Annotated in this window: 6 protein-coding genes and 1 pseudogene; 5 read left to right on the top strand and 2 right to left on the bottom strand. The window is 32.4% G+C overall.

Going from position 1 to position 13,064, the window contains the following annotated elements:
* Positions 1-339: 339 nt before the first annotated feature.
* On the top strand, positions 340-4,413 hold the full coding sequence (locus FLACHUCJ7_RS13805) for a hybrid sensor histidine kinase/response regulator transcription factor (protein ID WP_180909271.1): 4,074 nt from the start codon (positions 340-342) through the stop codon (positions 4,411-4,413).
* A gap of 235 nt (positions 4,414-4,648) precedes the next feature.
* Here FLACHUCJ7_RS13805 and FLACHUCJ7_RS13800 read toward each other — a convergent pair whose 3' ends face one another.
* Positions 4,649-5,539 (bottom strand): helix-turn-helix domain-containing protein, encoded by an 891-nt coding sequence (locus tag FLACHUCJ7_RS13800; protein WP_317170918.1) that lies wholly within the window; start codon positions 5,537-5,539, stop codon positions 4,649-4,651.
* A 95-nt stretch (positions 5,540-5,634) separates the two neighbouring features.
* Positions 5,635-6,390 (bottom strand): annotated as a pseudogene (locus FLACHUCJ7_RS13790) (SDR family NAD(P)-dependent oxidoreductase).
* A gap of 456 nt (positions 6,391-6,846) precedes the next feature.
* Here FLACHUCJ7_RS13790 and FLACHUCJ7_RS13785 point away from each other — a divergent pair.
* From FLACHUCJ7_RS13785 to FLACHUCJ7_RS13770, 4 genes are all read left to right on the top strand, one after another.
* The gene (locus FLACHUCJ7_RS13785) at positions 6,847-7,749 is read left to right on the top strand and encodes a BRCT domain-containing protein (RefSeq protein ID WP_180909269.1); all 903 of its coding nucleotides are present in this window, start codon (positions 6,847-6,849) and stop codon (positions 7,747-7,749) included.
* A 73-nt stretch (positions 7,750-7,822) separates the two neighbouring features.
* Positions 7,823-9,574 (top strand): tellurite resistance TerB C-terminal domain-containing protein, encoded by a 1,752-nt coding sequence (locus tag FLACHUCJ7_RS13780; RefSeq protein ID WP_180909268.1) that lies wholly within the window; start codon positions 7,823-7,825, stop codon positions 9,572-9,574.
* Complete coding sequence (locus FLACHUCJ7_RS13775; RefSeq protein WP_180909267.1) at positions 9,571-10,884, top strand: ATP-binding protein; 1,314 nt, start codon at positions 9,571-9,573, stop codon at positions 10,882-10,884. Before FLACHUCJ7_RS13780 ends, FLACHUCJ7_RS13775 begins: the two co-directional genes overlap by 4 nt.
* Complete coding sequence (locus FLACHUCJ7_RS13770) at positions 10,884-13,013, top strand: DEAD/DEAH box helicase (RefSeq protein ID WP_180909266.1); 2,130 nt, start codon at positions 10,884-10,886, stop codon at positions 13,011-13,013. Before FLACHUCJ7_RS13775 ends, FLACHUCJ7_RS13770 begins: the two co-directional genes overlap by 1 nt.
* Positions 13,014-13,064: the final 51 nt, after the last annotated feature.

Here is a 13,064-nt window from a genome sequence, read left to right as displayed (position 1 = left end):
GAAAAATATGGTTTTTGTTTTTTAGTCCTAAAAAAATGACAAAACAAGTAATTAATTATTTTAATAATATATTAATAATCAATAAGGTTGTGGTTTTTAATTGATAATTTCTAAATATTTGCTTAAAAGAACCTTAAATATTAATCTTTTATAGGAGAAAAACATATAAAACACAACTTATAAATAATCTAAAAAACAGGATGTATTTTATCAATATATAATAAATCCTTATTTTCGCAAAGTAGGCATATTTCGCCATAATCATATAAAAAATGATCCCGTTTTAGATCTCATTTCTTCTATTTTTCGTATATGAAAGAACAGCTTTTAAAAAAATCTATGAATAAACTAAAGTCTTTTCTTCTTCTTATTATTATACTTGTTACTCTAAATATATTTGGACAGAATTCCCCAATAAAGCATCTCAATATTTCATCAGGACTTTCTAATAATTCTGTTGCGTCAATATATCAGGATCAAAATGGCTATATGTGGTTTGGAACTTTTGACGGCCTTAACAGATATGATGGAAATGATTTTAAAATTTACCGCCATATCCATACCGATCCAAATTCTATTCAGGGAAATGCTATTAGCTGTATAGAAGGTGACTTTGAAAATAATTTATGGATAGGAACAACTGCAGGGCCTGTAATTTTTAATGCAGAACGATCTGCTTTTAGTCCGTTGCAATATTATGATACAGACAAAAAAATCAAACCTTTAAACGTTACGACCTACGAAATAATTGCTGTATATCCTCTGCATCTAATTCTTGTGGCTACAAAAGGGGCAATCGTACTTTTTAAGGAAGGAGAGAAAACCGGAACGGCCATACCTTTTAACGGAAAATTAAATTATATCGCAAGATCCATATCTTATAATGCAAAAAAACAAATTTTCTATGTTTTTATAACCGGAACCGGTCTTTGTAAGTACGATATTAAATCCAAAAAACTAACGCTTCTTACTAATTCAATTACAGGAGCAAATTGCATTAAACTGACTCATGAAGGACTCTGGATCGGATCAGACGAAGGTGCGTACTTATATAATGACAGGCTGAATACCTATTCTAAAAACTACTTTCAGAAAAAAACAGTCGTACGCGATTTTTTTCAGCAGGAAGACAGACTCTGGATCGCTACTGACGGAGCTGGTCTTTATACCATTACAAAAAATCAGACTACTCCTGTTTTATACCGTGCCAGCGGTCCTGTTTCATTACTAAACAGTAAATCGCTGTATGATATATTTCAAAGCAAAAACGGAGAAATGTGGTTCGGAACCCTTCGTGGGGGTGTAAGCATGATGGGGAAAAACCCGCTTGATTTTAATCATTTTAAAATCAAGGATCCGCTCACCAATAAAGAAGATGAAGATCCTGCAGCAAACTTCATGCAGTCTTTCTGTGAAGATGAAAATAAAAACATCTGGATTGGTACTGATGGTGCCGGAATGCGATATTGGAACAGAAAACAAAATACTTATGACGTTTACTCGACCACATCAGCTGCCGGCAGAAAAATCCAGAGCGATTTTGTGACCAGTATCGTAAGGGATTCTGATAATGCCATTTGGGTTGCGATGTGGAAAGGCGGTGTTTGTCGTATTGATCCTAAATCAAAAGCAATCCAGCATTTTTCAATTTACAATCAATTCACAAAAAAAACCGAACAGGAATCCTGGCTGTTGTATTTAGATTCGAAAAAAACGTTGTGGCTTGCTGTTACGAATAACGGAGCATTATATCAATTTGACAGAAAACAAAATAAATTTATCTGCTACAGTAATACCCTACGCGATGTTACTTGTCTCTACGAAACCAAAGACGGAAAAATTTGGGGCGGAACTTTTAATTCGTTTTTTGAAATAGAACCAAAAACAAAAAAAATAAAAAGCTATCACTCTGATTATACAATCAGATGCATCACGGAAGATCAAAACAAAAATCTTTGGATTGGGACTGTTGAAGGCGGTTTGCTTTTATACAACCGAAAAAAAGGCACTTTCAAAAACTTTACCACACAAAACGGTCTTTCAAGCAACACCATACTTCGCCTTTTAGAAGACAAAAAAGGAAATTTATGGATGAGTACATACCATGGGATTTCCAGATTGAATACTAAAAATAATACTTTTAGAAACTTTGGGGTCTCTGACGGACTTCAGGGCACTCAGTTTAGTTGGAATTCCGGCTCCAAACTTTCGACAGGAGAGTTTATTTTTGGCGGTATAAACGGATTCAATATTTTTAATCCTGATAATATAAAAGACAAAAAAAATACGGGCAAATTTTTATTAAATGATTTACTGGTAAACAATCAGTCCTTAAAACTCGATAGTCCTTATATCACAGAAAAGAAACTCGAAATGATAAGCGAAGCCGAACTTCCTTATGAAAAATCAGCATTGAGTTTTGATTTTGTTTATCTGGATTATGTTAATTCCGAAAAAATCAATACCGCTTATTTCCTCGAAGGATGGGACAAAGACTGGAACTATAACTCAAAGAACAACAGGGCAAATTATTCCAGACTGACAGAAGGAACCTATGTTTTTAAGGTAAAAACAACCGATGTTTTTGGAAACTGGACCAATGAGGTAAAACTCGCGACGGTAAAAATCCTTCCGCCATGGTACAGAACATGGTGGGCTTATATATTTTATCTAATCGCTGTTGCCGGGGCCATTTATGCCTATATAGAGTATCACAAAAATAAGGAAAGGCTTCGCTACGAAATTAAACTTACGCGTATGGAGCACAAAAAAGACAAGGAACATGCCGAAAAACAGTTTTCTATGTTTACCTATATAGCTCATGAATTGCGCACTCCACTGTCTTTAATTATAAATCCGTTAAAAAGTACCATTGACAGAAAAAATGCTCCTGAAGATGATTTTGACCTAAGGCTAGCCTATAAAAATGCCAAAAGGTTATTGAGTCTTACGGATCAGTTATTGCTATTCAGAAAAGCAGAAACGGATCTTGATGAACTCAAAATTTCCAAGATTAATTTAAACAGTCTGTGCCGTGATATCTATGAAAGTTTTACGCAGATGGCAGCTGTTAAAAGTTTAAATTATCAGTTTATCGAAGAAAAAACACCTGCTGAAATCTATGGTGATTATGAAAAAATAGAGATTACGCTGTTTAATTTAATATCAAATGCTTTCAAGTTTACACCCAATAAAGGAAGTATAAGTATTCAGATAATTGAAAAAACTGATGATGTTTCTATTATTATATCGGATACCGGCAGCGGAATTCATGAGAATGATATTGATACTATTTTTGAAAAGTTCAAGCAAATTCAGTCTAAAAGCAGCAATGGGTTTGGAATAGGTCTTTATGTGGTTAAATATTTTGTGAATAAACATCATGGACAAATAACATGTACAAGTAAAGTAGGGAAGGGTACTTCGTTTACTATTGTGTTGCCAAAAGGAAGAAGTCATTTTTCGGAAATTAGTATCAATGAGAATCATCCTCAAATGTCGCCTCTTGTAGGTGAACTTCTTGAAGGACTGCCGACAGATAACCAAAATACTCCTGAAAGCGACAATCAGCAATCAACCCCTGAAAACATAGAGTCAGCATTAATCAGTACAAAAAAAGTATTGCTAATTGTGGAAGACAATACCGCAATGAATCATTATCTGGTACAGCTTTTCTCTAAAAACTATATTGTTTATTCGGCAACAAATGGACTCGAAGGACTGAAACTTGTTCAAAAACACATGCCTGATATTGTACTGAGCGATATTTCTATGGAAGGTATGAACGGTTTGGATTTATGCAAAGAAATCAAACAAAATGATGGTTCAAGCCATATTCCGGTGATACTTCTCACAGCTACAACCAGCAATGACATTCATTTGCAGAGTATTACTGAAGGCGCAGATGATTATGTTACCAAACCTTTTGATAACAATATACTTTTAGCACGCGTTGATGCTGTTCTTCGAAACAGAGGGCAATTGCGCAGGTATTTCCTGGACAGCATAACACTTCGTGAAAATGTGAATAAGGTTCCACTTGAATACAAAGAATTTCTGGATAAATGTATCGAAATAGTAGAAGCTAATCTTGAAAACAGCGAATTTAATCTAAAGAGTTTCTCTACTGCCATGGGAATGAGTCATTCAAGTCTTTATAAAAAGATTAAAGCAATTTCAGGACAAACCGTAAATGGTTTTATCAGGTCTATCAGAATCCGAAGAGCCGCAGTAATTATGCTTACTGAAAACATTAATATCGCACAGGTTGGACCTCAGGTTGGTATAGAAGATCAGCGCTATTTTCGCCAACAGTTCGTAAAATTGTTTGGGATGAAACCTTCAGAGTATATCAAAAAATACAGAAATTCTTTTAATAAGGAATTGAATATCATTCAGAAGGGGGATATTTAATTAGAACCTTTAAAGAATAGAGATATTCAAAAGATCTAAATAAACATTGCCACAAGAGGTATTGCATTGATTCTAAATAATTAATTGCAAAATCATAGATTGATGCAAATATAAAAGGTGTAATCAAAAATGGTTACACCTTAAGTAAACTTAGAGTTAAGTAGCAATTCTTTTGAATTAATTACAGCGATTTAAAATACTTGTCAATATATCGATTTGAAAATACACAGTGACATCAACTGTAAGACTGTCTGTATTCCAATGGAGTTATATCCATTTTGCTTTTAAATAATTTACTGAAGGATTGAGGATACTCAAACCCTAGTTTAAAAGCGATCTCACTAACCGATAAATTGGTGGTGGCCAGATTTTCTTTTGCTTTCTCAATCAGTTTTTTATGAATATGATGTTGTGTATTTTGGCCTGTCAGGGTACGCAGCATATCACTCAGATAGCTCGATGAAATTCCCATTTCTGATGCCAGGCTGTAAACCGTCGGTAAGCCAGTAATTGCATCATCTTCAAAATGCTTATTTAAAGCCATCTCAAATCTGGTCAGCACATCGTTATTTGCCATTTTTCTGGTAATGAATTGTCGGCTGTAAAAACGGTTACAATAGTTTAAAAGCAATTCCAGATTTGAAACAATCACATCCGCACTGAGGTTGTCGATTCGAGACTCATATTCTGTAACGATATTACTAACCAGACCTTCGATCAGTTGTTCCTCATTATCTGATAAATGAAGCGCTTCATTGACCTCATAGGAAAAAAAACCGTAGTTCTTAATATTTTTTCCCAAAGGATAGTTCCTGATGAGATCCGGATGAAATAGTAAAGACCAGCCTTCATTATCCTTTTCGTCTCCCTGATCGACAGAAATAACCTGTTGAGGTGCAGAAAAGGTCATCGTCCCCTTGTCAAAATCATAATAATTTCGTCCGTATTTGAATTGGCCTTTGAAATTCCTTTTAATACAGATCTGGTAAAAATTCAAAACTAACCGCTCCACCGTTTGGTCTTGTGGTACTTCATCCTTATGATTAATCAGCGATATCAGTGTGTTCTTTGGGGGAGGCAACTTCAGCATTCGGTGCAGTTCTGATACTGAATTGATGATGGTCACCGATTTTTCTTCTTTAGCCATAATACATTATTTTTTTGAAATTACAAACTTACACACGATTTCTTTGTATACGATCAAAATGTTAAGTTAATCATTTATTTGTAACCACCGGAAACTTCCACCATCTGTCCGGTAATTACCGTAGATTCGTCAGATGCAAAAAACACGGCCATCTTACCTATATCTTCAGGCTTTGCCATCCGGCCTCATGCACTTCTGTTTATTGTTCCTTTTATTACTTCGGAATCACTATCTACTCCTAATTTTGCCACCCCTTCTGTTAGAACACCTCCAGGTCTGATAGAATTGACCCTGATGTTTTTAGATCCCAACTCCTGTGACATTGAAATGGTCAGTGCGTCTGCAGCAGCTTTTGACGATCCATACACGATAGAATAAGGATCAGGTCTTGTTCCTGCATAAGAAGTAATGTTTACAATACTTCCTCCCTGGTTACCAAAAGCTCTAACAGCTTCCTGGGAAGTGAGAAGTATCCCTAAAACGTTAATGTCGAACATTCGTCTGTATGATTCTTCAGTAATCGCTTCTAGTGGCGCAAATTCATATACTCCTGCGTTATTGATCACTGCGTCGACCTTGCTGTAAGTATCTTCTGCGGCTTTAAAAAGTTTCTGCACATCCTCTTTTTTAGACATATCACCCTGTACGCTAATAGCCTGACCTCCTTGGTTTGTGATTTCATCAACAACCGCATTAGCATCTTCTCTGCTGGATGCATAATTAACCACAACTTTAGCTCCTGCAGCTCCGGCTGCGCGAGCTATCCCGGCACCAATTCCTTTTGACGCACCTGTTACGATGACAACTTTATCTTTTAATATTTGACCCATTGTTATTATTTTAAATTTTATGATTACAAATTTCCAGGTTTTATAAATACAATACGTATCCAAAGCAAAGCAGGTTGTATCCAAAATGAGTGTGACCGCACCTAATAAATAAAAAAATGGAAAGCCTTGACGGATACAATCTTAAAAATAAGTTCGGGAGTAGGATAATGTTACTGTTGCTGTCTGAAAAATATGAATGTCACAGGGGGAATATCATAACAGTAGGAATAATTAGCCTCAAATAATTTATAAATGATTTATTTGAAGTGCTATTAGGTAAGTTACAAAACAGGTATATCTACTTAAGTATTTTTAATCCGGGAATGATATTTTTGATATAATTTTTGTGATTATGGTTTTCCGTAGTGATTACAAAATGTAAAGTTCAATATTTACACTTTATAAAAAATCTTTAAATCAAAATTATTGTTTATAATTGTAATAAATTACTTAATTATGAAAGATATCGATCAGGAATTATTAAAAGTATATACTGTAAAATCCCAAACAGATAAGGCTATTAGCTCTCTAAAAGGCTTTTTATTAGGTATTAAATTAGATGACGAAATCAATATTCAGGAAATAAATGAACTTCAGAAATGGGTTATTGATCATAGAGAGTTAATGAGTCGTAATCCTTTGAACGAATTCATGACTATTATTGAAGAGGCCATATCGAATAAAATTCCACCAAAAGAAACAATTGAGGATTTATATTGGTTATGTCAGAAATACGAAAACGATAATTATTATTATAATGCAGTAACTTCAGATCTTCAGATTTTGCAAGGTATTTGTCACGGTATTTTAGCAGATGGGATCATTACTGATAAAGAAATTTATGATCTTCAGAAATGGCTGGATGAAAATGAACATTTAAACACCTATTATCCTTACGATGAGATAAGGAGTCTGGTCCTTTCTGTTCTTTCAGATAATAAAATAGATGAAGAAGAAAAAGTTGTCTTAATGGCTTTTTTTAAGCAATTTGTACAAATTCAGGATGATGAAGTAAGACAAAAAATACAGGATACTACGATAGATGTAAATATTTCTGGTCTTTGTACAAGTGAGCCGGAAGTAATTTTTGAAGGAAAAACTTTTTGTATAACAGGTGTTTTACAAAGAGGAAACAGAGAGAAACTTCACAGAGATATTATTAAACTTGGCGGAATACCGACTGACAGCATTACAAAGAAGACTGATTATTTAATTGTTGGCGACAATGGTAATCCCGCCTGGGCTTTTTCATGTTACGGAAGAAAAGTTGAAAAAGCAATTAATTTAAGAAAAGAAGGACATACTATTATGCTAATACATGAATTCGATTTTTCGGATCTTATTGACGATTTATTATAGAAAAGTTTACATTTATAAATGTAATTATAATAGTAAATTTTTCGATTGTTTAATAAAATCAAATTCGCTAAGTATGGATAATTCAATTATTGATATTACAGGAGAATCTTATAGTATTTCAAATATTTCAAAAACTTCAAACGTACCTTTTTGGGGACATCAATATGTATATTCATATTCAGAAATAAATTCGGCGACAAACCAGCAGCGTGTTTTCTATAAGACTTTTAAATTTAACTTTTTAAATGGTATTTATACAGATCTTGATGGGAATGACAATTATGCGTTTGTTTTGCTTTTTGACCTTTTAAAAGAATTTGATACTCATAAAAATATTGCTCGTTTAGAGAAACAATTAAACGAATTAAAAATAAACTATCCTAAAACAAAAACGGACTGTGTTTCTCATTTTATTAAAAAATTAGAGCAACATGATTTAAGAAAAGATTCAGAGAGAATTCGTCGACAGGAAAATTATTATGATGATTATTCGGGATATGATCACTTAAAATTGGGATTTCAATTTAGAATCAAATTAAATCTAACTGATGAAGATGCAGTGCTTCTAAACAATATTTGGAATCCGGCTAATAATTTCTTTAATATTGAGTTTTGTGCTGTCGAAATCATGAAATTTTATCTGTCTGTCATTAAAAGATTAGATGAAAGATGTAAAAAAGACTCCTCTTCTTTACATGAAGAACTTACTACAGTAGCTGATATTATTGCACAAAAACACTATAACTATAAACCAGGAAGTAATAACTATAAGTACTCTATAGAAACGGTTATAAATGAACTTCATTCTAATATTTTCAAATACTGTGAAAATACTGTTCGTGAAATTTTTGGACACAAAAGAAAACTTAATGTAGATCTCTCTTATATATCGAATGCTGTAAAAGAAGAATATAACGAGCGAATAATAATACGATTAAATAAAATATTACAGATTTATGCGCCAACAATTAATGAGCCAGATGAAAAAACGGATTATGAATTGAATATTCAAAATACAACTCGTTGGAAAATTAAATTTGATGAATTAACCAGTAACTTCAATCAAGATTCAGACACATTCATAAATCAGATTATCAATCTTGGAAATTTAAATAGAGATAATCCATCAGTTGAAAATATTTTTTATGATGCATCAAAGTTTATCGCGGTTCATAATAAAGAGGCAGCACTTACCTTGTACGTTTATTATATTCATTATGATTTAAAATCGGTAAAATTTGATCAGAAACCACTAGGTGTAACAGTCCAGAAAACTTTGTTTAAAAATGGCGATCAGTTTGATGATTTTCAAACTATAATCAATGAGTTTATACAAGATAAAGATTTAGAAAAGGCTTTAAAAGCTGTAAAGAATGTTTATACCGCTAAACGAAAAAAAATTCAATTAGATAGAGATGCTATTCAGCAGGTTCATGAAAAACACTCGGGAACGGTTGAACTTCTTAATGAATATCTTAGAGATGAAGATGAACAGGAAGATTTAAAAACAGAGTTGGTAATTAATTCAGAACCAGAGAATCAGACTGTTTCAGAATACAGTACGATCGATACATCTGTTTATAACAGCTTACTCAGTTTTACAAAAATACAGCAAGATGTTCTTGATTCTTTTTCAAAGGCAAATTTTTCTGTTCTTCAGGTTGATTTTGAAATTTTTGCAAAATCAAAAGGAATGTTTAAAAACCAATTGATAGAAAGTATTAATGAAGTTTGCTATGAGACATTAGATGATGTTTTAATTGAAGAAGAAGATGATTTTTATATTATTAACGAAAACTACTATAACCGAATTTTAGCAAAATGACAGAAAACATAAAACCTAAAGAAGCCACAGCAATTATTAATTCATTAATTGGAGGTGTAGTTCCTAAAATTGGTGTTCAGCATATTACAGTTGGGCGCTCCGAAGAAATAGATGCAGTTGTAAGCGCATTAGAAGATGTAAAAAATGGACACAGTATGGTTAAATTTTGGATCGGAGATTTCGGATCCGGAAAATCATTCATGCTGCATTTACTAAATACGGTAGCGCTAAAACAAAAGTTTGTGGTGGCAAATGCAGATTTTACGCCAGATAATAGATTGTATTCAAATGACGGAAAAGGAGTAGCATTATATGCCGCTATTATGGACAATATTGCTATTCAGACTAAACCTGAAGGTGGAGCATTACCAACTTTAATGGAAAAATGGATAGAGCAAGTGGTTATGAAAACGGCAGAATCTAATAATATTCCATTAGAAAATATTAGGGAAGAACAATATTTGAGTCTTATTCAGAATAACATAATGAAAACCATCAACGAAATAACCGAAGTTGGAGGTTTTGATTTTGGAACAGTCGTGATGAAATATTATGAAGGTTATATTAAAGATGATGAGCAATTAAGAAGAAATGCCTTAAAATGGTTAAAAGGAGAATATAATACCAAAACCGAAGCCAAACAAGATTTAGGTGTTAGAGAAATAATCAATGACTTAAATTATTATGATATGCTTAAAAACTTTACCAAATTGTTTGTAAGCATGGGATATAGTGGTTTTATGATCAATCTTGATGAGGCTATAAATCTTTACAAAATATCAGTTTCTGCAACAAGAGAAAAAAATTATGAAAAGATTCTGGCTATATACAATGATTGTTTTCAAGGAAAAGTAAGTAATCTTTTTTTCAATTTTGCAGGAACTAAAGAAGTGCTGGAAAATGAAAGAAGAGGCCTGTTTAGCTATCATGCTTTAAAATCACGTTTAGAAACAAATAAGTTTGAGACTGCAGAAATTAGGGATTTTGCACAGCCTGTAATTAAATTATTGCCACTTGATCATAACGAAATTTTTGTGCTTTTAATAAAGCTTAAAGCAATCTTTGATTATAATTATAAAATAGCAACAAATGTTTCTGATGAGGATATACAAAACTTCATGGAGGAAATGTTTAATAAACCGGGAGCTTCAGAGTTTTTAACGCCACGAGAAGTTATTAGGGATTTTTTAAATATTCTAAATATACTAAGGCAGAATCCTAATTTAGATAAAGCGAAACTCTTTGGGGAGATTGAAATTTCTGATGAAAGGCCAGATACTGTTTTAATGGATAGCATAGAAGAATTGTAATGTCATTTGAATTATTATCAGAACCCATCCGAAAATATATTCGTGATAAACGATGGGAACAATTACGTCCCATACAAAATGCAGCAATTTCAAGAGTTTTAACAACAGATAATCATTATATTTTGGTATCCAGAACTGCTTCGGGAAAAACTGAAGCAGCTTTTCTGCCTATTTTGTCTCAGGTTAATTTTAATGAAAAAGGAGTACAGGTTCTGTATATTTCACCTCTTATTGCATTAATTAATGATCAGTTCTATCGTGTAGAAGAATTGTGTAAAAACTTAGAGGTGAATGTTGTAAAATGGCACGGAGAAGCAAATAGAACTTTAAAAGAGAAATTAATAAAAGATCCATCGGGAGTGGTTTTAATAACGCCCGAATCGCTGGAAGCTATGCTTTCAAACAAACCTTTTAACGTAAAGCATCTTTTCTCAAATCTTAAATTTGTTGTTATTGATGAAATCCATTCTTTTATTGGATCGGGAAGAGGCGTACAATTAAAGTCTATTTTATCAAGATTACAGGATTTAAATAAAAATCAATTCAGACTAATTGGACTTTCAGCAACGTTGGGAGATTATGATGAGGTCAAGAAATTTGCCGGTACCATCGTGCCAACAGTAGTTTTAAGAGATAGTGCATCAAAAGAAATTGAAGCTAAATTTAAATATTTTAAAAAAGACGGTGATGATTTACCCTTAAGTCTTTTTAAAGATTTGTATTTAGAAACTAAGGATAGTAAAGTTTTAATTTTTCCGAATAGCAGAGGACTTGCAGAAGTTGTAGCGGTTAAATTGAAAAAACTTTCTGAAAAGCTAAACGGTCACGTAAATTATTTCTCGCATCATTCATCTGTTGATAAAGAAGTGAGGGAATATGTAGAATATTTCGCAAAAAGCAACAACAGACAGAATTTTTGCATTTCCTGTACTTCAACTTTAGAACTCGGAATTGATATTGGTTCTGTTGATCAAGTGGTACAGATAGATGCAACGCACAGTATTGCATCATTAATACAACGTATAGGAAGAAGCGGCAGAAGAGATGGCGCAAAAAGTTTACTCTATTTGTATGCAACAGATAAATGGAGCTTATTGCAATCACTAGCTTGCTGGGAATTGTATAAAGAAGGTTTTATTGAGTCTAAAGACGCAATGACTTTAGCGTATGATCTTTTACTACATCAGGCATTATCAATAACAAAAGGAAATTCAGGCATTAATTTTAATGAGTTAGTTAAAGTATTAAAGCAAAACTTCGCATTTAATGATATTGAAAGTATAGATATTGAAGAGATTTTAAACCATTTAATTGCTATTGATTTATTCGAAAAATTAAGAGATGAAGTTATTGTAGGAATTGAAGGAGAAAAAATAGTCAATAACAGGGATTTTTACAGTGCATTTACTATTGAAGATAATTTTAAGGTTGTAAATGCAGGAATAAAAATAGGCGAAATTCCTTGGAGTACACAAATTATTGAGGATGAAAATATTTTATTAGCAGCTAAAATCTGGAAAATTATTTTTGTCGATTTTAAAGCAAAAAAAATCGAAGTTAAACCTGCAAATGATGGTAAAAAACCTAAGTTTTCAGGTGGAGGAGGTATTGTGCATCAAACTATTAGAAATAAAATGTTTGAAATTTTATATAATAATCAAGTTTTTACAGAACTTTATGAAGAAGCTTCAGATGAGTTAGATGAGATGCGAAGTGATTTTTCTGTTTTTGATATCAAGGATACAGAGTTGGAAAGACCATTGTTGACTTCAGAAAAAAAACTCATATTCTACACTTTTACAGGTACTAAAATAAATAGAACATTACAATTTCTTTTTAAATTTTCTGAAATAAAGAACTTATTAGACGATAGCACAAGTTCATTCGATATTTATGAATCTAAAGATGTTTTTTTGGATAAATTAAATTACATAGCTTCAAATGTGGATGTTATTGAGGAAATTATTACAGAAGAATTAGAAAAAAATCCAGATTCCTTAATTACATCAAAATGGGGTATTTATTTACCAGTAAAATATCAAATAGAATGGATGAAGCAAAACTATTTTGATATAAAACAAACTCAGGAATTTTTACTTAGTGTTACTAAAATTGTAGATAATTTGTAGTAGTTTACTTTAAACTAAATAAAGGGTCAGCAAAAGCAATTTATTATTTCC

It is taken from the genome of Flavobacterium salmonis (assembly GCF_903819435.1).
Lineage (GTDB): Bacteria > Bacteroidota > Bacteroidia > Flavobacteriales > Flavobacteriaceae > Flavobacterium > Flavobacterium chungangense.
The sequence above is the reverse complement of the archived record's forward strand: the minus strand, read 5'-3'. Positions and strand labels throughout refer to the sequence as shown.

What these genes read in the sequence shown, in the direction of transcription:
- FLACHUCJ7_RS13775 (WP_180909267.1), top strand. Translation starts at nt 9,571, where the DNA reads ATGACAGAAAACATAAAACCTAAAGAAGCCACAGCAATTATTAATTCA.
- FLACHUCJ7_RS13780 (WP_180909268.1), top strand. Translation starts at nt 7,823, where the DNA reads ATGGATAATTCAATTATTGATATTACAGGAGAATCTTATAGTATTTCA.
- FLACHUCJ7_RS13770 (WP_180909266.1), top strand. Translation starts at nt 10,884, where the DNA reads ATGTCATTTGAATTATTATCAGAACCCATCCGAAAATATATTCGTGAT.
- FLACHUCJ7_RS13805 (WP_180909271.1), top strand. Translation starts at nt 340, where the DNA reads ATGAATAAACTAAAGTCTTTTCTTCTTCTTATTATTATACTTGTTACT.
- FLACHUCJ7_RS13785 (WP_180909269.1), top strand. Translation starts at nt 6,847, where the DNA reads ATGAAAGATATCGATCAGGAATTATTAAAAGTATATACTGTAAAATCC.